Genomic DNA, 19,582 nt, shown 5'->3' with positions numbered 1-19,582 from the left:
TCAACACCACCAATCATTCCAGCTCAGAGGGCATTTTCACGTTACCGACACCCCGAACCCATCCACGGATCCAGGCTCAGGGAGCAGAGGGGGCGTCGCTTGCGCTCCTCGCACCTCAGGGGGAAGCGGGGGGCGTCGCTTCCGCGTCGTCGATCCCGTCGAGTTCTCCGGTGCGCGACATGTCCTTGAGTGCGACACCGGATCGTCCGAGTTTCCGGGCGCCGGCGATGAGCGCGGCAGTCGTCCGTGCGGCGACGTCGTAGTGCAGACCGTCGGGCGGGTGGATGTTCGAGATGCAGTTCCGGTCGGAGTCGGCGCGTCCCGGCCGGGGGAGGTGGGTGAGATAGACGCCCAGGCTGTCGGCGACCGAGAGGCCGGGGCGCTCACCGATGATCACGATGAGGGTGCTGACCCCGAGCGCCTCGCCGATGTGATCGCCGAGGGCGACGCGGGCCTCGGTCGCGATGACCGGCGGTGCGATGGAGTACCGGCCGTCGAACTGGTGGAGGAGCGCGGCGACGAGACCCCGGCCGTGGTCGGCAAGAGCCCGCGGTGACAGTCCGTCGGCCAGCACGATCCCCACTTCGGCGTCCGAGCGCGGAACCTGGGAGAGATCTTCGGGCAACCGGCCGAGGTCGGGCCGGCGCAGGTATTCGCTGCGTGTCCCCGCACGGCTCGTGACGACGACCGGGGGATCGAGTTCGAGTTCGCCGATCGAGCGCGCGAAACCGTCGACATCGAGGGGCTCGTGGACGGCGTCGCGGGCGGCGGCGTGGGCGGCCTGGAATTCGAGGACCCGCCGCGAGGGCAGCGAATTGCCCGAGCGCCCGAGTCCGATCCGGGCCTGTGTGCTGCGCCGCAGCTCGGACCACGGGTCGGGCTGCGGCGCGTGACCGCCCGCTGATGTGGGCCGGGCCTCCGTCATCGGCCGGCCGTCAATGACAGGAGCGGAGACTCGCCCGGATCCACCGGCAGGATGCGCCCGGCGCCGTCGGTCATGCCTAGTCGCACCAGCCAGGACTCGAACTCGGGGGCCGGTCGGAGTCCGAGTGCTTCCCGGACGTAGAGCGCGTCGTGGAACGACAGGCTCTGGTACCCGAGCATCACATCATCCGCTCCGGGAACGGCGATGACGAACGCGGCACCGGCGACGCCGAGCAGGGTGAGGAGCGTGTCCATGTCGTCCTGGTCGGCCTCGGCGTGATTGGTGTAGCAGACGTCGACGCCCATCGGGAGCCCGAGCAGCTTGCCGCAGAAGTGATCCTCGAGACCGGCGCGAATGATCTGCTTGCCGTCGTAGAGGTACTCGGGCCCGATGAAACCGACGACGGTGTTGATCAGCAGGGGATTCAGTTCTCGCGCGACCGCGTAGGCACGCGCCTCCAGGGTCTGCTGATCGACGGGCTTGCCGCCGGTTCCCAGATGCGCGCCGGCCGAAAGTGCCGATCCCTGACCGGTTTCGAGGTACATCACGTTGTCGCCGACGGTCCCTCGGTGCAGCGACCGACCCGCCTCGTCGGCCTCGCGCAGGATGTCCAGCGTCACCCCGAATCCCTTGTTGGCTCCCTCGGTGCCTGCGATCGACTGGAACACGAGGTCGACCGGCACACCCTGCTCGATGAGGTCGACGGTGGTCGTCACATGCGACAGAACACACGACTGCATGGGGATCTCGTAACGCTGCCGGATGTCGTCGAGCATGTGCAGGAGATCCGCGGTCGCCCGTGGTGAGTCCGACGCCGGGTTGATGCCGATGACCGCGTCGCCACACCCCATGAGCAGGCCGTCGAGGGTCGCCGCGGCGATGCCTCGCGGGTCGTCGGTGGGATGGTTCGGCTGTAGCCGTGTCGCGATCCGGCCGGGCAGGCCGATGGTCGTACGGAACGCCGACGTGACCCGCGCCGCCGCGGCCACCAGGATCAGGTCCTGGTTTCGCATGATCTTCGACGCGGCCGCCACCATCTCGGGAGTGAGGCCGGGGCCGACGCGGGCGAGTCGCTCTCCTGCGTCGGAACGAATGGCGATCTCCAGCAGCCAGTCCCGGAACCCGCCGACCGTCAGGTGGGCGATCTCGGCGAACGCGGTTCGGTCATGGGTGTCGACGATCAGCCGGGTCACTTCGTCGGACTCGTACGGCACCAACGGTTCATCGACGAACCTGCTCAACGGCACGTCGGCGAGTTGCCAAGCGGCAGCGGCTCGTTCGGCATCGGAACCCGCGGCGCAACCGGCGAGCTCGTCACCGGACCGGCGTGGGGTGGCCTTCGCCATGAGTTCGACGAGGCCGTCGAACTCGTGTGTGGTGCCGGCGATCGTCTGGGTGTACCTCATCGGGAACCCGGGCCGGGATGGGAATGGTTGCGCGTCATGGTCCTCCGAAGTCTAGGTTCGGTGTCGGGGAGGCGCATGCCGAACGAGCAGCGTCAGGTGGGGGCGCCGGTGGTGGACTCCGTGTCGGCTGTCAGCGATCGCGCGTACGCGCCCATCGCCCGGCCGGCAGCGACGATCGGGGCCGTGGACCGCTGTGTGCGGGCGAGGATGAAGGCCCCTTCGAGGGAGGCCACCACGGCGAGGATCAGGGCTCGCGCGTCCGGTTCGGCGAGTCCACGGGTTCGATACAGTGCCGTGCCCTTCTCGACCCACGCGTCGATCACCTCCGCAGCCGCCGTCCGGAGTGCCGGCTCGGTGTCCGCGATCTCGCCTGCGACGGTGGCGACGGGACACATGTTGAGCCATTCGTTCTCGGCGATGGTCTCAGCGGCCGAGCCGAAGGCCGCCTCGATACCCGCCGCGATGTCGTCGTAGGGGGCGAGCAGCATCCCGACGAGTTCCCCGTACGCGGCGCCGGACTGACGCAGCGCGGCCTCGGCGACGTCTCGCTTGCCGCCGCTGAAGTGGTGGTAAATGGACCCGATGGGCGCGTCGGCGGCGTCTACGACCTGCTTGATCCCGGTCGCGGCGTATCCCTGCCTACGGAGCAGCTCGGTCATCGCGACCACGATGCGTTCGTCCGTCTTCACCCTGGTCATTCTAGAGCATCTGTTCTAGAGTGATCGTTCTAAAGACCGGCGTCTGTTCGAACAGTTCCTCTGGAGGAGATCGGTATGAGTCAGGACGGCTACGCGACGAGTGAGTATCGGCCGACGGCGATGAAACGCCTCGACACTCCGGCCGGTGTCGTCGAGTACGCCGATGACGGTGCCGGCCCGCCGGTTGTGTTCCTCCACGGTCTGCTGATGGACCATGAGGTGTGGAATGCGGTGATCCCGTTGTTGCCCAGTGGTTTTCGATATATCCGGCCGGTTCTGCCACTGGGATCGCACCGAATTCCCCTCGATGTGACTGCCGACCTGTCGATGGACGGCATGGTCAGACTCGTCGCCGACGTCCTCGACGCACTCGACCTCGACGATGTGACGCTTGTCCACTCCGATTGGGGCGGTTCGCTTTTCCTGACCGCACTCGGCCTCGACCGGCGAGTCGGCCGGATGGTCATCCTCCCGTGTGAGGCGTTCGACAACTTCCCACCGGGTCTACCGGGCAAGATGGCCACCCTTGCTGTGCGCCTGCCGGGTGGAATCACCCTGGCGGCGCGGCAATTGCGGATCGGATGGCTTCGTCGCCTGCCCATGCTGTGGGGCTGGATGGTCAACGGTCCGGTCGACCCCGCGCAAATGCGGCGGTGGACCGATCCGGTCTTGACCGATCCCCGGATTCGCCGCGACGTCACCAAGTATGCGACGACCGATTTCGACGCCGGCGAACTCATCCGTCGTACCGAGGCGCTCGCCGACTTCGACGGAAACGTGCTCGTGCTGTGGTCGCCAGACAACCGCGTGATGCCGCCGGCCCACGGACCGCGACTCGCCGAACTCCTACCCCGTGGCCGCTACGTGCCGATTCCGGGCGCCGCGGTCCTGCCCATGCTCGACGATCCGGAGACCGTCGCCGCACGGATCGGCGCGTTCCTCACGGCCTCGAGATCCGAGGCATGAGGAACGCGCCGAGACAATCGCAGGTCCGACTACGTGGTGTCGCCGGATCCCTCGATCTTGAAACCGACCTTCAATGTGACCTGGAAGTGCGCGATCTGGCCGTCTTCGATGTGGCCACGGGTCTCGGTGACCTCGAACCAGTCGAGGTGATTGACGGTCGACGAGGCGCGAGCGATCGCGTTGCGGATGGCGTCGTCGGTGCCGGAGGTCGAGGACCCGACCACTTCGATTACTCGATACACGTTGTCCGACAAGGGAATCGCTCCAATCGTGAGAACCTTCGGGTATGGCTGCGGCGGCTCCGGTGCTCGGCCGCCCGCTCTTCCTGTGTACCCCTAAGATCGAAAGGTGACCAGTGAATCGGTAAACCGAGACGTCTCCGAGAGATGCCCGTGTCTGTCGGGTCTCGTCCTCGGCGACTGCTGCGGGCCGGTACTTGCCGGTGAGCGCGCCGCCCCGACGGCGGAGGCGTTGATGCGTTCGCGTTTCACCGCTTTCGCGCTGGGGGATCGGAATCATCTGCTCGCCAGTTGGCACCCCGACACCCGCCCGGCCACCCTCGAGCTGGACGAGTCGATGCGCTGGTACCGCCTCGACATCGAGTCGAGGAGGGGAGGTTCACCGTTCGATACCGAGGGCGAGGTCACCTTCACCGCCCACTACCGAGCCGGCGCGGAGCGGGGCTCACTGCATGAGCGCAGCCGGTTCATCCGGTCGAAGGGCCACTGGTTGTATGTCGACGGGATCGTCGGGTGACCCCGGCAGGGGAGCCGACGTCATGCGTCGGCGTAATCCCACCACTGCAGCCACGTCACGTTGGCGAACACGGTCAGGCACAGCAGGTAGACGAGCAGAACTGCTACCGCCCCCGCGACATTGCTGCGCCAGTTGCTCCCCTCGACCGGGTCGAGCCATCGCCGGAACGGGCGTGATGCCCACGGCATCAGCCACCACTGCATCAGGGTGACGCTGACGACCTGGCTGAGCCACAACGCGAGCCATGGCTGCGCGCCGAGCCGATCGAGCGTAGGGCCGAGAAACCGCGACAGGGTCATCACCGTCGGATAGAGCACGAGCAGCACGATCATCGCCGACTTCCAGTTCGGCGTCTTCAGGATTCGGCCGCGGTCGGTGCGCACGGTGGTACCGAACGCGGTGGTGCTCGCCATCGTCTCGAAGTCGTGGGTGAGACTCGAGCGCAACCCGGCGAGCGCTTCGCTGCGCCGGCTCGACGACACCCAGGCCGCGAGCTGCCGGTCGGTGCGGAACCGCAACACGGACAGCGATGTCTCGCGCTGCTCGTCGACGAACAGGGCGGTTCCCTCGTACCCGCCGAATTCGCTTGCCGCCTGGACCAAAACGTGCTGCGCGGCGACGAAGTCGCCGACCGCGCCCGCGACGATGTCGTGACGGAAGGCGCCGACTCCCGGCGGTGGCGACCGGCCGTCGACGAGTTCGAGCACGGGCGTCGCCGGTAGCCAACCGTGCGCTCGTCCGGCATCGAGCGCCGCGCGGTGACCCGAGCTGTCGAGCCAACGGTCCAGGGCGTCCTCGTCGACGAAGGTGGTGGCGACCGCCGGATCGAAATGTCCGTCGGTCACCGCCGAGATCGCTACACCCAGACAGCCGTCGGAGTCGGTGGCCGATGCGGCGAGCGTCGCGGCCCACTCCGCGAAATCGCCGGTTTCGGGGGCGTGGAAGACCGACACCGCGATGATCGCGGTGCTTGTGGCGTCGTGGGTGGTGACGATCGTCGTATCCTGCCGGTCGTCGGCGTCGGGCCGTCGGTCAGACGGTGACCCGACGCCCCTGGACGTAGACCTCGGCGATGGACGATTCGCGGAGGCCCATCAGCAGGCCGAACAGGGTCTGGTCGCGGGCGAGATCGGCATCGTCGGACCGGACGGCGTTCTCCAGCGTGGACTTCAAGGCGTCCATGGGTTCGATGACCAGGAAGTCGGCTTCCTTGCCCTCATCGAAGTTGCCGAAACGGTTCTCCATGTCGAGTGCCCGGGCCCCGCCGACGGTCCCGATGAACAGCATTTCGGCCGGGTGCATCGACACCCCGGCGTCTCCGGGCTCGGTGATGTGCTGTTTGAAGGCATCTCCGAGTACGCGCGGGACGAGCCATTCGTCGCCGCCGCCGAAATCGGTTCCGGCGGAGATGTTTACACCCGCCGCCACGGTGCGCTTCCACGGCATCGTGCCGGATCCGAGGAACAACTGCGACACCGGACAATGCGAGATCGAGGTACCGGTCTCGGCCATGCGCGCGAGTTCGGCGTCCTGGCAGTGCACGCAGTGCGCGAGGATGGTCCGCGGACCGAGCAGGCTCTTGCCGCCGACCTGCGATCCGGGCAGGAACTTCCCGTCATAGGTGTCGAGGTAGGAGTCGACCTGGTAGACCTCCTTGGTGGTGTCCACCTCTCCGGTGCCGGGACGGTTGTTCTCGTTGAGGTGGCTGTGGACGTAGACGCCCTGCTCGCGGTATTCGTCGTACAGGTCGCCGAGGTTCTTCAGCGTCTCGGTGGTCACCGACAGCGAGAACCGCGGCACGATCGCGACGTGCAGCAACGCGGTCCGGTAGTCGCCGGTGTCGGCGGCATGCCACTTGTCGATCTCGGCCCGGGTGAGGCGGATGGCCTCCTCCTCCGAGGTCAGCAGCGGCTTGGCGGTGTCACCGCCGACGGTCTGGATGCCGCGGCCGGCCACGATACGCAGCCCGGCCTTCTGGGTCTCGGTGAACAGGGAATCCTGGGCGTGGGGGAAGGCGGAACCGAACACCATCATCGCCGTCGTACCCGCGGCGACCCGTCGCCGGGTGAACTCGACCGCAGCGGCCTGGGCGAATTCGGGGTCGGCGAACTTGGATTCGGACGGGAAGATGCACAGATTGAGCCATTCGAGCAGTTGCCCGCCGCCGTAGGAGTCGCCGGCGTAGGTCTGCGGGAAGTGGATGTGGGTGTCGACGAAGCCCGGGATGAGATACCCGCTCGGGTGCTCGTGCGCCTCCGCGCTCGCGAATTCGGAAGGGAGCTCGGATCTCTCGCCGGCGAACTTGATCGTGCCGTCGTCGCCTACCACCAGAGCTCCGTCGGGTATCGATACCAGCGCGTCCACCGCCTCGGTGATCGCGGGACTGCCGGCGAGATGGAAGATGTGCCCGTAGTGGACGGTGTCGGTCATCGGTGCTCCTCGGGCATCGGGGTCACAAACTCGGATCGTCATCGGAGGTCCACCCGGGTGCCTGTGATCGTCCTCGGATCTCGGACGCGGTCGGCGACCAGTATCACCCGCCTCCCGTCGCACGCGCGCGCCAACCGTCGAAGTCGCCGTCTGATCGTTTCCATGTGTCGCGCGGACCGGTCGGTGCGGGCTCTCAGCTACCGGTGTGGACCGCGATCCATTCGACGAGCGGGACCGTCGCCCGCCAGTCCCGCCGCACCCGATCGACGAGTTCCGCGGAATGGATGATCTGGTCGAATCCGTAGTCCCGCCCCACCGACAGCGATCGGTGGCGAAGTAGTTCGATCCGCGGGTGAGCGACGTCGTACCCGCGAGGTGCGGTCTTCAGCCGGTCCCCGGCGATCTCCCAGCCGTCCCCCGTGAGCCGCCGGAGCAGGCTCTCGAGCTCGGGTCCGCTGCGGTCGTGGTCGATGGACTTCCGAATCTCGGCGAGCCGGGCCGGGGTGGCCTCGTAGAAGCCCGCGCCGACGCGAACACCCGGTGCGCCGATCTGCACGTAGTACCCGGTGGCCGGGGCCACGGCGACGAATGCGCCCTGGTGGGTCTTGTACGGCGTCTTGTCCTTCGAGAATCGGACGTCGCGATACGGCCGGAAGATCTTGGCCGGGCCGAACTCGTCGGCCAGCGCGTCGGTGAGGGCTCGCATGGGCTCGGCGACCGCGGAACGATAGACGTCCTTGTGGTCTTCCCAGAACGCCTTGGAGTTGTCGATCTCCAGGTCGTCGTAGAAGTCGAGTGCGGCTTCGGTGAATCCCGTGAAGTCTGTCATCGTCACTCCGGCAGGACGCGTCCGAAGCCGAGGACACCGCCGTCGGATTGCCAGTCCAGCGAGTGGATGCGGATGCGGCCCATCTCGTTGCCGCCCACCGTGACCGCGGTGTCGCCGTCGACTGCGACGACAATGTTGGTGTGCTGGCCGAATCGGGAGGACCGGTCGTAGAGCACGACGTCGCCCACCCGGGGCGTGTAGTCACCGACGGCCTCGAAACGGTTGTCTGCCTCGTAGTACTCCTGCAGTGTGTACACGCCGGGAATGCGCCAGTGGCCGGAGTTGGGGTTGACCAGCGGGCGACCCGCCGAACGCATGATCCAGCTCACGAAGTTCGCGCACCACGGCTCGTCGACACCCTCGGAGTAGAACGTCCCCGGGCGCTGAACGGCGTGTTCGTGGCGAACCGCTTCGACGATCCGCAGCTGATCCGGAGTCAGCTCGGACGCGTCGACCTGCGGGAACTCGGCGGTGTCCCAGGGCAACCACCGTTCGGGTACGGCCCGCCACGCGACGAGACCGACGCCCGCGACGACGATCACGACCAGCGCCGCGGCGATCACCGTCCGCCGACCACGTCGACGCACCGGGCGCATGCCCGCACCGTCTGCGGGTCGGTCGGCAGTCGTGTCGGCGCTCACCTCGACGAGTGTAGGCATCGGCGCCGTGGCCGCGCCTCGTTCCTCGTCCCCGCCGGCGTTCGCCCGGCGCCTCGCCCGCGCGGGCGACATGCGCGCTTGGCACAATGGGCGCCGGTCGGGGGGCCAAGGCGATTCAAGGAGCGAACGCGGTGGACGAGTCAGATCACGAGCCGATCCTGCGTGCCGGGGACACGTGCCGGGAGATCGCGACCGCCGACCGCGTCGCATGCATCGTCGACGCGGCGGACTACTTCCTGCACGCCAAGTCGGCGTTGCTGCAGGCCCGGCGCCGCATCGTCCTCATCGGTTGGGACGTGGACACCCGGATCCGGCTCGATCCGCGGACCGCCGACGACGAGGTCCCCGACGTGCTCGGGAACTTCCTGCGGTGGCTCATCGACAACCGTCCGGAACTGGAGATCTACGTCCTGCGCTGGAGCACCGGCGCGTTCACCGGCATCCTGCGCGGAGTCGCGCCGCCCTTCGTCCAGGATCTGCTCACCGGCCGTCGTCTGCACTACCGGATCGACGCCGCCCACCCGGTCTCCGCCGCGCATCATCAGAAGATCGCGGTGATCGACGACCAGTTCGCGTTCTGTGGCGGCATCGACATGACGGTGAACCGGTGGGACACTTCGGAACATCTGTCGCACAACGAGTTCCGCCGGGACCCCGATGGCCGACCGCATGGGCCCTGGCATGACGCCACGGTCGCCCTCGACGGCGACGCCGCGCGCGTGGTCGCGTCCGTCGCTCTCGACCGGTGGGAGGCCGCCACCGGCGAGAGCCTCAAACCCCTCGTCGACACCGACGGCCCCGACATCTGGCCGACGGATCTCGACGTCACGTTCACCGACTGCGACGTCGCGGTGGCCCGGACGATTCCGCAGTACGACGACCGGCCCCAGGTCGAGGAGATCCGGCGCCTGTACCGTGCGGCCTTCGCCGCGGCCCGCCGCACGATCTACATAGAGAGCCAGTACCTGGCGGCGCGCGAGGTCGCGGACGCGCTGGCGGAACGGCTCGCCGAGCCCGACGGGCCCGAGATCGTCCTGGTGCTGCCGAGGCATGCGGACAGTCCAATGGAACGGCTCGCCATGGACGGTGCGCGGCACAGGCTCCTGCAACTCCTGTGGCGCGCTGACAAGTACGACAGATTCCGTGCCTTCTACCCGGTGACCGCCGAGGGGGACCCGATCTACGTGCACGCCAAGGTGCTCATCGTCGACGACGTCCTCCTGCGCATCGGGTCCTCGAACCTCAACAACCGGTCGCTCGGATTCGACAGCGAGTGTGACGTCGCCATCGAGGCCGATCCGAACGACCCTGCCGACGGCGACCTGCGCGAGACGATCCTGTCCATGCGCACGCGGTTGTTGTCCGAGCATCTGGGCGTCGACCACGAGGTGTTCGACGATGCCGTGGCACAGGAGAATTCGCTCGTCGGGGCGGTCGATCGGCTGACCGGCCCGGGCCGGACAGTCGAGGCATTCGATCACGAGACGATCGACGGCGAGGAGTCTGTCATCGCGGAGAACGAACTCGTGGACCCGGAGGACGCGCGGATCGGCACGATCGACCGCATCTACCGCGCGGTGATCCGTCGAGGCACGCGGAACCTGCTGCGGCGCTGACGTCACATCCGCGTGCGGGCCGCCTCGATGGCGGGGGCGATGACCTCGGCGAGGTCGGATGCGACGTCGCGATCGCCCTCCGGGGGCATCGCGATGTAACTCAGCGCCATCCTGGTGATCGCGCGCGAGATCCGCACGACGTCGGACTCCGGCATCGACAGCCACTCGGACTCGCGGAAGGCCTCGGCCAGCCGGTCGGCGGCCGTGGTGATGATCGGTGCCGCATCAGTGGTGATCAGCTTCATCAGATCGGGTTTGGCCTCGCCGGACAGCAGCGAGGCGATCAGCGGGTCGGTGGCGACCCCGGCGAAGAATTCACCGAAACCCTTGTGCAGGGCCTCGGTGACGTCGCCGACCGAATTCGCCAGTGAGTCTGCGACATGGCCGGCGAAACGGCCCGCCAACCGCACCGCGTAGCCCTGCGCGAGGCCGTAACGGGAGCCGAACTCGTTGTAGACGGTCTGGCGGCTGACCCCCGTCGCGGCGGCGACATCGGACATGCGCACCGCCGCCCAGTCCCGGTCCAGCAGCAGGTCGTGCAGTCCGTCGAGCAGCGACTTGTGCAGCAGGGCTTTGCTGTCCTGCGCATAGTTGCGAGTCGTCATCCGTGCGCACCGACCGGCTGGAGAGATGACTCGATCTCGGCGCGCAGGGATCGTCCCGAGCCGCCCCTGCCCAGGCAGACCGCGCCAACGAGACGACTTCCGGCGAAAGCCCGCACGACAGAGCAGGAGTCGTCCAGGTCGACCTCCACACGATCTCCCGATGTCGGCCACCCGACGATCTGGATGTTGGTCGTGTACTGCATCGTCCAGGCCAGTGGCACACGCGGTACCGCAGTGCTGATGCCGGTGTCCAGCCCGAGGTCGGCGGCGATCGTCATGGCGACCAGTCTGCCGTGCTCGGTCGCGGTGAGCCACTGCTCGGCACGCATCGGTGCGCCCGTCAACGGATGGGGCCGCGCTGCGACGTCGCCAGCCGCGTAGACGCCGGGGACTCGGGTTCGCAGCAAATCGTCGACGACGATCCCGGCCGCATCGACGGGAATCCCTGCGCTGTGCGGTAATTCGAGATCGGGCTCCATTCCGATCGCGCTGATCACCGTTCCGGTCAACGTCCGCCCGTCCGCCAACGTCACGGACTCGGCGGTGATCGTGGTGGGCACCACGCCGGTGAGGATCTGCACCCCGCGTTCCCGGTGCAGGGTCGCCACCGCCTCGGCCACCGTTGCCGGAACGATCCGCGACAACAGCGACGTCTCGCGCTCGATGACGGTGACGCGCGAACCGTCTCCGGTCGACGCCACGGCTGCGGCGATCTCCAGTCCGATCAGTCCGCCGCCGAGAACGATCACCGGCCCGTCCTGGATCGCGTGCCGGAGCTCCGCCGCGTCGTGCCGGGTGCGCAGGGCGAGCGGGGACGACGTCGTGCCGGGGAGTCGCCGGGCACGCCCTCCGGTGGCCAGGACCAGCGCGTCGTAATCCACTTGGGAGGAGTCGGCGAGGCAGACCCGCCGCGACGAGGCGTCGACGTCGGCGACGCGCGTCGAGGTCACGATCTCGATGCCCCGATCCGACCAGTACCCGGGCGGACGGAGCGTGATCTTGGCGTCCGTCAGGTCGCCGTCGACGAGGTTCTTGCTCAGCGCCGTTCGACGGTAGGGGAGTTGTGGCTCGTCCCCGAACACGGTGATTGTTCCGTCGAAACCGTTGGAACGCAGCGACTCCGCAGCCGTGATGCCAGCTACGCCGGTGCCGACGATCACCACCGAACCGCCCCGGGTGGTGCCGGTGCGAACGGCGCTCACGGACGGGCTACCTCGACCATCTCGAAATCGGCCTTGGCCGCACCGCAGTCCGGGCAGCTCCAGTCGTCGGGGATGTCGGCCCAGCGGGTGCCCGGCTCGATGCCGTCCTCCGGCCAACCTAGTTCTTCGTCGTACTCGAAACCGCAGACCTCACAACGGAAGAGCTTGAAGTTCATCGCACAGAGTTCCCTTCGCTGATTTCATCCGGCCCGCTCGCTTCGCTCCCGGCGCCGAGATCATCCGGCCCGCTCGCTTCGCTCCCGGCGCCGAGGAAGTCGATCTTCTCCCGCACGCCGCAGTCGGGGCACGGCCAGTCGTCGGGAATGGTGGCCCAGGGGGTGCCGGGCGGGAAGCCCTCCCGGGGAGCGCCGACGGTCTCGTCGTAGACGTAATCGCAGACCGGACAACGGAAGGTGCTCATCGCGGCGACACCCCGTGCTCGGCCAGGACGCGTTCGCGGCGGTGCGGTGCGATGTTGATCCGTTCGACGTCTCCGTCGTAGTGGTCGAGCACCCGGTTGTCCATCACCCGACGCCAGATGGGCGGGAAATAGGCGAGGGTGATCATGCTCGCGTACCCGCTCGGCAGGTTCGGTGCGCCGTCGAAGCTGCGCAGGGTCTGGTATCGGCGGGTGGGATTCGCGTGATGGTCGCTGTGTCGCTGCAGGTGGTACAGGAAGATGTTCGTGCAGATGTGATCGGAGTTCCAGCTGTGTTCGGGCGTGCACCGTTCGTATCGCCCGGTCTTCGTCTTCTGGCGGAGCAGGCCGTAGTGCTCGAGGTAGTTCACCGTTTCCAGCAGCGAGAAGCCGTAGACGGCCTGGATCACGAGGAAAGGCAGGATCTCCCAGCCGAAGATCGCGGTGAGCGCCCCCCACAGCACGATCGACATCGCCCATGCGTTGAGGACGTCGTTGCTCGGATGCCAGAAGGGCTTGCCCGCCCGCTCGAGGCGTTTGCGCTCGAGTTCGACGGAGGACGTGAGGCTTCCCCAGACGCTACGGGGGAGGAAGCGCCAGAACGACTCTCCGAAACGGGAGCTGGCCGGATCTTCGGGCGTCGCGACCCGCACGTGGTGCCCACGGTTGTGCTCGATGTAAAAGTGACCGTAAAACGTCTGGGCGAGAGTGATCTTCGACAACCAGCGTTCCAGATCGTCCTTCTTGTGCCCCAGTTCGTGAGCGGTGTTGATTCCGATCCCGCCCATCGCGCCGATCGACAGCGCCAGCCCGATCTTCGACGCGAGCCCGAGCCCGCCGTCGATGCCGAGCCAACTGAGGTCGTCGGCCGTCCACAGGTAGCAGGCCATCACGAGACTCGCGAGCTGGAACGGGATGTACACGTACGTGCAGTAGCGGTAGTACTTGTCGTTCTCCAGCTGCTCCATCAGCTCTTCGGGCGGATTCGATCCGTCGGGCCCGAAGAACACGTCGAGGATCGGGAGCAGAACGTAGACGAGTAGCGGTCCGATCCACCACCACACCGGCGACACGACGTCGAAACCGTGGCCGATCGCATTGAAGCCGGCGACGAGACCCATTGCGAGAAAGATCGACGTCGGCGGGATCAGGCCGAGCAGCCAGAGATGGCGTTTGCGGTCCTTCCACTCGGCGGCGGAGTCGTCCGCGGTGAACGGGGTCGGTGCGGTACTCATACGCGCTCCTGTCTGCACGGGCTGTGATGTACAGCACTGGACATTAACCGAGACAATGTCCGTTGTCTAGACATTTACGTCGATTTGTAAAAAAGCATCGGTGTGGCGCGTCCGATGAGGACTGTGCGGCAGGAAGGTCGCTCGCCGACGCGTGCGGCAGTTCTTGCGTTCTGGAGTTCGGCGCGGTTTCGCGCAGGCCCGCCGTGGTCAACGAACCGCGCGGCGAGGCTCTTGCAGGTGCGACTGCGTCGGAGGGTGAAGCGACTGTTCACCCCACCGAGACTTGGCGCGGACGGCCGGGGCTGTCGAGACCACCCTGTCCTTCATCTCGGTCGTCGAGTCGACCCCCGTCGGGTTCGCACCTTGGTGAACACGAGCACTTTGAGCTGGTTTATGACGACGGTCGGGGTCTTGCCCATCACGGCTCCGCACCGGCGGTGCGCTGCTCGCCGTCGTGGTGCTGATCCGAGGCCTGTTCCTGCCTGCGTTCGCCGCCGAGTTCGGGTTCGGCTCCCGGAACCCGATCCCGCTCGAAAGGTCGAGTGGGATCGGGTCGGTCGTGTTCCGCTGTGGAGTTGTCAAAGTACAGATGCGGTCCCGGGTTTGGCCCGGGTGCGGCGCGTGAGGTGTGTGTCGGAAGGGTGGAGTCAGGCGGCGTCGTCGAGGCGCATGGTGCGTCGGTTGTAGGCGGGTAACGGTCGGCGGTGTGGGTCAATACTGGGGGGTGGGACGAGCCAAGGGTGTCGGTCGAAACCCATCACGATGTCCCAGCCGTGGTGGTGGACCTGCGTATGGCAGCGTTGGCAGAGCAGGCAGCCGTTGTCGAGGTCGGTGGGTCCGCCGTCGGCCCACGGCTTGATGTGGTGGACCTGGGTATGTGACGGTGGCGCACCGCATTTGATGCAGCAGGCGTCGCGGACGATCATTGCTTTGCGCAGGTGCGCCGGGAACAAGCGGTGGGTGTGGCCCATCTGCAGCGGCACGCCTTCGCCATTGAGGATGATCTCGGTCAAGGATCCGTCACATGAGACCTGTCGGGCTGTAGCTTGGCTGACGGTTCCGGTCCACGGCAGTGTTGCGAGGTCTCCGGTCGCGGGGATCGTCAGCATCAATTGGGTGCGTGGGCTTCCGACGGTGTCGATGCTCGCGCCGATCGCTGCTTGGTCGAGGATCAACTCGAAAGCGTCGGCGCGACGCTGCTCTGCGGTGCGTCGATCCTCAGCGCCGTCGGGTTCGGGCCGCGGACAGGACCGTTCGTCGATCATGGCTAAGAACTTCTCGCCCACGACCTGGGTGAGGTCGGCACGAACTTCGACGCGGCCGTCGTCGGTGGTGTGGGCGTTCACCGAGTTCAAGCGTGCATCGTCCGACGCTGGGGTTCCGGCGTCAGAAGCATCGGCGAGGGCGTTGCCGATGGCGTGAGCATGCTTGCGCACTTCAGTCGGTGTTGCACCGGATAGTGCTTGGGCGATGAGTTCGACCTCATACCGGGAGCGTTCCCCCTCGGGAAGGGCGCCACCACACCGTTTTTCGATCTCGTTCATGCCGCGGACGATGGCATAGACGACCTCGCCGGACAGCCGTCCATCGGCGGCATGACGAGACAGCGCGGGCAGGTTGGGCAGGGCGTCGACACTGCGCATGGTGCGGAGGGCGGCGGCCGGCGCATGTCCTGACTCGATCAGCAGCTTCTTGGTGGTGCTTCCGGCCTTCTGTGCGACACCGAGGGCGTCGAGTTGCGCTGCGTGCGTGGCGATCTGATGGTCAGCAAGGTTGCGGATCAGACGCCACGTGTCGAGGGAGTCGAATGTTGCTCTGCCGGTTGGGTCGTCGGCGGGCGGGGTGGTCTCGATGAGCTGATCGAGGAGAGTGGCGAGCTCTGGCATGACTCCACAGTACAGGAACATCCGTTCGATTTCGAGGAAATTCCACAAGCCGAGAACCGTGAATTCATCTACTGTGCAGCATATTTCGTTCACTGTGCGTCTGATGGCGTTGACTGTGCGCTTCTCGTGGTCAGTGGCCGGTTCAAGTCACTCCAGTTTTCGAGTACGCCCGGACGGGCGCGCATTTCTTGCTGGTGGAGCAGTCTCGACGTCCCAGGAGGCGACCGGACTGGCGTGGCCGGCGTGCGGAAGGTAACGGCGATATGTGTTGGGGGCCGAAGGGTATCGTCCGGCTCAGCGCTCAGCGATTTCAGATGCCGCTGAGTATGCGGGAATGGCTGTCGCCGAGACACTGACTGGGTCGTCGAAACGGTCGCCTCGATGGTGCAGGCATACGTAGGACCGGGGGAGCCGTCGTGCCGCCTACCCGGGCCGAAAGTCGGCAGGGTTCGAGGTGGAACAGCTGTGTCACCGTGACGTCGCCTACCGCAACTGTTGCGTCGGTGACGCCCTTTTCAGGTACCGATGTGGGCGCGTTGGCTGTTGAGGGCGTGTCCCTCGGGTGTGGCCGGCCGGCGGGTCTCGGCCTGCTCCGGTGAGGCTCTCTTGTGGCGCCCCACGGGTAAGTGCGCGGCGGGGCTACGACCCGGTGTTCTCCGGTCGCGGTGACCCGCCGGGTCCTGGGTGGTGAGGTCGTGGTCGGACAGGTATCCGGCGGTCTCCGTCCGATCCGATGCCGGAGGTCGTCGACGGGTTCGGGTCGGTTGAAGTCGATAGACGTCGGGTCAATGTCCAGTCGTCCGGGCAAACCCCGTCTCGCGGTGCGCCGAACTCGGTTCGCGGAAAGTTCTTTTCGGCGACGAATTGTCGGCGGGAGCACGTGGGTCGAGAGAGCCCGCACCGACCTCCACCAGTGTGCGCGGCGGTGAACTCGTTGACGGAACGAGCCGTGACGTACATCGACCAACCCATCATCGGGCCCGGGCCGGTCAGGTTCGGCGGGTCATCGAGGGGCTCGGCGACGTGAGAACTCATTGGTTTGCTGCATCTCAGCGGCCAGGTAGCGACGTCGCCACCGGACTGGACACGCGCTCCGCATTGTCGAGAAGCGCGCTTGACCGGGTCGGGCGTTCGGCGCCGATTGCCGACACGGTCACTGGCGGCCGCCGACTTCTACGGCACGGTGCATGCCGGGCCCACCGCTGAACGCGCGTCCGCAAGCCGGAAGAAGCAGAAAATCCCCAACCCCGCACGCGGAGTTGGGGATTCTGCAGCATCTGGGACCCGAGTAGCGAGGCCCTGCTCGCTGGTCTTACGGAGTGTTGATCCAGTTCAGGATCGACTGCCCGGCGCGGGGGTCGCCGTTGTTGATGCCGATGACCGCTCCGATGGCCGCGCCGACGCCCGCACCCCAGACACAGCCGACGATGATGATGCAGCCGATGATGAGGCCGGCGAGAGCGCCGATGGCGGTGGTGACGTTGCCGCCGCGGTTCCACCCGTTGGTGATGTGCCAGATCATCTGCTGGTAGGCGCGGTCCTTCTTGGCCGAGGCCGGGCGGACGCCGGCGGCGATCGCCGCGCGGGCTTCGGGGGTGAGGATCGGGGTGAACGTCGCCTGGGTGCGGTCGGCGGAGACCTTCGCCCGCATCGGGACAGCGGCGCCGTCGAACGGCAGCACCAGTCCGATCCGCTCGATGGTCCGTCCGTGTGAGTCGACGACCCGGAGTTCCTGCTCGCCTGCGACGAACGTCGCGTTGCGGAGCTGGGAGGTGATGGAGGTCCCGTCGGCGGATGCGCTGGAGAGGTGGGACGGCGCGGCGGGCGCGGGAGCGCCGTGTGCGGTGCCGTAGGAGACGGTGAGTGCCGTGATGGCCAGGGCCATGACGGCGAGGAGGCGAATGCGCTTCATCGGTTCTGGATTCCGCTTTCGTCGAATGGGTGGTGTGCCCGCTCCGGCAGCCGGCGCTCGCCGTGGCTTGGCGCTGTGCGGTATGTCGGATTCGGCGCAGTGATTGTCCCACTGTCGACTGCTGTTGGTCTGGTACGCGGTCCGGCGTGGGCCGGCCGGATGGCGTATCGGCTGACGAGCGAGCGCGTCCCGACTGAACCGGTCACCTGGCTCGATTCACTCCGAGCATTAAAGACGTCCATATTTGACTTGGACATGTATGGATCGTGGGTTCTACGGTCGGGACAAGGCCGAGCTCACCGCACAGCCGCGCCGACGGCGACCCGCCATCGAGAGCAGATGACACCTCTCACGTGGCGCCGCCGCTGCCGGGCCACCTCGGCGGAATGCCAACGCACAACGGATGGGATCACGATGACCATTGCGCAGCAGCCCGCACCGTCGACGACGCAAGACCTCACCGGACAGCTGATCATCGCGGGTGAACGGGTGACGGGCTCAGGAGGCGCCGTATACGGCATCGACCCCACGACGGACGCGCGGCTGTTGCCCGCCTACGCACACGGCACCGTGGCCGATGTGGTCCGAGCCACCGCGGCTGCAGCGGCCGCCTTCGGACCGTACCGAGCCACCTCCTCCGAAGGCCGGGCGCACTTCCTCTCGACGATCGCCGACAACCTCGACGCCGCGACCGAGGTCCTCGTGGAGCGCGCCGTCGCAGAGACCGGACTCCCGGCCGCACGTATCACCGGCGAGGTCGGTCGCACATCCGGTCAACTCCGTCTGTTCGCGTCTGTACTCCGCGAAGGCAGCTGGCACGGGGCGCGCATTGACCCCGCGCGCCCGGACCGCACTCCGCTGCCGCGCGCCGACATCCGGCAACGCAAAGTTCCTCTCGGCCCCGTGGCCGTGTTCGGCGCCAGCAACTTCCCGCTCGCGTTCTCCGTCGCCGGCGGAGACACCGCGTCGGCGCTCGCCGCCGGGTGTCCGGTGGTGGTCAAGGCGCACGACGCACACCCTGGTACCTCGGAACTGGTCGGCCAGCTGATCACTGACGCGATCGTCGCCACCGGTATGCCCGCGGGTACGTTCTCGTTGCTGTACGGCACCGGTCGTGAGATCGGCATCGCACTTGTCACCGACCCACGCATCAAGGCGGTCGGCTTCACCGGATCTCGTTCGGGTGGAACAGCTCTCGTTGCCGCAGCCGCATCGCGACCCGAGCCCATCCCGGTGTATGCGGAGATGAGTTCGATCAACCCGGTCTTCCCGCTCGAAGGTGCGCTGCGAGACGACGCGGCAGCCCTTGGCCGTGCGTTCGTGGGCTCGCTGACGATGGGGTCGGGCCAGTTCTGCACCAACCCCGGCCTCGTCATCGCCGTCGACGGCCCAGGCCTCGACGCCTTTGTCGCCGCAGCTTCCGAAGCGATCTCCGCGTCGAACCCCACGCCGATGCTGACCCCGGGGATCGCCGCGAGCTACGCGACGGGGGTGGACGAATTCGTGTCCGCCGCCGATGTTCTGGCTCGGTCCACGGATGCGGCCGGGCCGAATGAATGCCGGGCCGCGCTCTTCGGTACGGACGCCGAGACCTTCCTCGCGTCGAAGACGTTGCAGCAGGAGATCTTCGGGTCGTCGAGCCTTGTCGTGCGCTGCCGGGACCTGAAGCAGGTGCGCGAGGTTGCTGCCGAGCTCGAAGGTCAGCTGACAGCGACCATCCATGCCGCGACCTCCGACCACGACGACGCCCGCGACCTGCTCGAGGAGCTCGAGCTCAAGGCCGGTCGGATTCTGTTCAACGGGTGGCCCACCGGTGTCGAGGTCGGCCACGCAATGGTCCACGGCGGCCCGTATCCGTCCACCTCCGACAGCCGTTCCACCAGCGTCGGGTCGCTCGCCATCGAGCGGTTCCTGCGACCGGTGGCGTACCAGGACGTCCCAGCGGCACTGCTGCCACAGCCGATTGCCGACGGAAACCCCGAACACATCTGGCGCCGCGTCGACGGCGAACTCATCCGCGACTGAACCACACCCATCCA

Annotated in this window: 18 protein-coding genes and 1 pseudogene; 4 read left to right on the top strand and 15 right to left on the bottom strand. The window is 67.1% G+C overall.

The window, feature by feature from the left end; genetic code table 11:
* Positions 1 to 115: 115 nt before the first annotated feature.
* From eutC to B1818_RS15380, 3 genes are all read right to left on the bottom strand, one after another.
* Positions 116 to 925 (bottom strand): ethanolamine ammonia-lyase subunit EutC, encoded by an 810-nt coding sequence (gene eutC, locus B1818_RS15390; RefSeq protein WP_078113216.1) that lies wholly within the window; start codon positions 923 to 925, stop codon positions 116 to 118.
* Positions 922 to 2,331, bottom strand: a complete 1,410-nt coding sequence (locus tag B1818_RS15385) for an ethanolamine ammonia-lyase subunit EutB (RefSeq protein ID WP_058251780.1) — start codon at positions 2,329 to 2,331, stop codon at positions 922 to 924. The genes eutC and B1818_RS15385 overlap by 4 nt, the downstream gene beginning before the upstream one ends.
* 92 nt (positions 2,332 to 2,423) lie before the next feature.
* Positions 2,424 to 3,029, bottom strand: coding sequence for a TetR/AcrR family transcriptional regulator (locus B1818_RS15380; RefSeq protein ID WP_058251781.1), 606 nt, complete (start codon positions 3,027 to 3,029; stop codon positions 2,424 to 2,426).
* 75 nt (positions 3,030 to 3,104) lie between these two features.
* Between B1818_RS15380 and B1818_RS15375 the strand changes: the two genes are divergently transcribed.
* On the top strand, positions 3,105 to 3,995 hold the full coding sequence (locus B1818_RS15375) for an alpha/beta fold hydrolase (protein ID WP_078113215.1): 891 nt from the start codon (positions 3,105 to 3,107) through the stop codon (positions 3,993 to 3,995).
* A gap of 29 nt (positions 3,996 to 4,024) precedes the next feature.
* Here the strand turns inward: B1818_RS15375 and B1818_RS15370 are convergent, their stop codons facing one another.
* Complete coding sequence (locus tag B1818_RS15370) at positions 4,025 to 4,249, bottom strand: dodecin (protein WP_058251782.1); 225 nt, start codon at positions 4,247 to 4,249, stop codon at positions 4,025 to 4,027.
* Between the two features lie 94 nt (positions 4,250 to 4,343).
* On the opposite strand from B1818_RS15370, the gene B1818_RS15365 reads away from it, so the two are divergent.
* Positions 4,344 to 4,751: a YchJ family protein gene (locus B1818_RS15365; protein WP_058251783.1), complete on the top strand. Its 408-nt coding sequence runs from the start codon at positions 4,344 to 4,346 to the stop codon at positions 4,749 to 4,751.
* 20 nt (positions 4,752 to 4,771) lie between these two features.
* Here the strand turns inward: B1818_RS15365 and B1818_RS15360 are convergent, their stop codons facing one another.
* The 4 genes from B1818_RS15360 to B1818_RS15345 form a co-directional block, all read right to left on the bottom strand.
* Positions 4,772 to 5,704 carry an antibiotic biosynthesis monooxygenase gene (locus B1818_RS15360; protein ID WP_078113214.1) on the bottom strand — a complete coding sequence of 311 codons (933 nt, stop codon included), beginning with the start codon at positions 5,702 to 5,704 and terminating at the stop codon, positions 4,772 to 4,774.
* A gap of 79 nt (positions 5,705 to 5,783) precedes the next feature.
* Positions 5,784 to 7,181, bottom strand: coding sequence for an amidohydrolase family protein (locus B1818_RS15355; protein ID WP_058251785.1), 1,398 nt, complete (start codon positions 7,179 to 7,181; stop codon positions 5,784 to 5,786).
* Positions 7,182 to 7,374: 193 nt separating this feature from the next.
* Positions 7,375 to 8,010 (bottom strand): DUF2461 domain-containing protein, encoded by a 636-nt coding sequence (locus B1818_RS15350; RefSeq protein ID WP_078113213.1) that lies wholly within the window; start codon positions 8,008 to 8,010, stop codon positions 7,375 to 7,377.
* Positions 8,011 to 8,012: 2 nt separating this feature from the next.
* Positions 8,013 to 8,606 carry a CHAP domain-containing protein gene (locus B1818_RS15345; RefSeq protein WP_058251867.1) on the bottom strand — a complete coding sequence of 198 codons (594 nt, stop codon included), beginning with the start codon at positions 8,604 to 8,606 and terminating at the stop codon, positions 8,013 to 8,015.
* 194 nt (positions 8,607 to 8,800) lie between these two features.
* Between B1818_RS15345 and B1818_RS15340 the strand changes: the two genes are divergently transcribed.
* Complete coding sequence (locus B1818_RS15340) at positions 8,801 to 10,285, top strand: phospholipase D-like domain-containing protein (protein WP_058251787.1); 1,485 nt, start codon at positions 8,801 to 8,803, stop codon at positions 10,283 to 10,285.
* Between the two features lie 2 nt (positions 10,286 to 10,287).
* On the opposite strand, the gene B1818_RS15335 is transcribed toward B1818_RS15340, so the two are convergent.
* The 7 genes and pseudogenes from B1818_RS15335 to B1818_RS15305 form a co-directional block, all read right to left on the bottom strand.
* Complete coding sequence (locus B1818_RS15335) at positions 10,288 to 10,890, bottom strand: TetR family transcriptional regulator (protein ID WP_058251788.1); 603 nt, start codon at positions 10,888 to 10,890, stop codon at positions 10,288 to 10,290.
* On the bottom strand, positions 10,887 to 12,092 hold the full coding sequence (locus tag B1818_RS15330) for an NAD(P)/FAD-dependent oxidoreductase (protein WP_058251789.1): 1,206 nt from the start codon (positions 12,090 to 12,092) through the stop codon (positions 10,887 to 10,889). The genes B1818_RS15335 and B1818_RS15330 overlap by 4 nt, the downstream gene beginning before the upstream one ends.
* Positions 12,089 to 12,268, bottom strand: a complete 180-nt coding sequence (locus B1818_RS15325) for a rubredoxin (protein ID WP_058251790.1) — start codon at positions 12,266 to 12,268, stop codon at positions 12,089 to 12,091. The genes B1818_RS15330 and B1818_RS15325 overlap by 4 nt, the downstream gene beginning before the upstream one ends.
* 95 nt (positions 12,269 to 12,363) lie before the next feature.
* Positions 12,364 to 12,513 (bottom strand): annotated as a pseudogene (locus B1818_RS24750) (rubredoxin); the annotation flags it as partial.
* Entirely contained in the window at positions 12,510 to 13,745 is a 1,236-nt protein-coding gene (locus B1818_RS15315; RefSeq protein WP_068971948.1) for an alkane 1-monooxygenase, read from the bottom strand. The gene B1818_RS15315 and the pseudogene B1818_RS24750, both read right to left, overlap by 4 nt.
* Before the next feature lie 647 nt (positions 13,746 to 14,392).
* A complete protein-coding gene (locus B1818_RS15310; RefSeq protein ID WP_078113212.1) occupies positions 14,393 to 15,652 on the bottom strand; it encodes an HNH endonuclease signature motif containing protein in 1,260 nt (419 codons plus the stop codon).
* Positions 15,653 to 16,943: 1,291 nt separating this feature from the next.
* The gene (locus B1818_RS15305; protein ID WP_078113211.1) at positions 16,944 to 17,543 is read right to left on the bottom strand and encodes a hypothetical protein; all 600 of its coding nucleotides are present in this window, start codon (positions 17,541 to 17,543) and stop codon (positions 16,944 to 16,946) included.
* 414 nt (positions 17,544 to 17,957) lie between these two features.
* Between B1818_RS15305 and B1818_RS15300 the strand changes: the two genes are divergently transcribed.
* Positions 17,958 to 19,568: an aldehyde dehydrogenase (NADP(+)) gene (locus tag B1818_RS15300; protein ID WP_058251796.1), complete on the top strand. Its 1,611-nt coding sequence runs from the start codon at positions 17,958 to 17,960 to the stop codon at positions 19,566 to 19,568.
* Positions 19,569 to 19,582 lie beyond the last annotated feature (14 nt).

Origin of the sequence: Gordonia sp. IITR100, from assembly GCF_002009645.1 — a bacterium.
GTDB lineage: Bacteria > Actinomycetota > Actinomycetes > Mycobacteriales > Mycobacteriaceae > Gordonia > Gordonia hongkongensis.
This window is presented reverse-complemented; position numbering and strand designations above follow the sequence as displayed.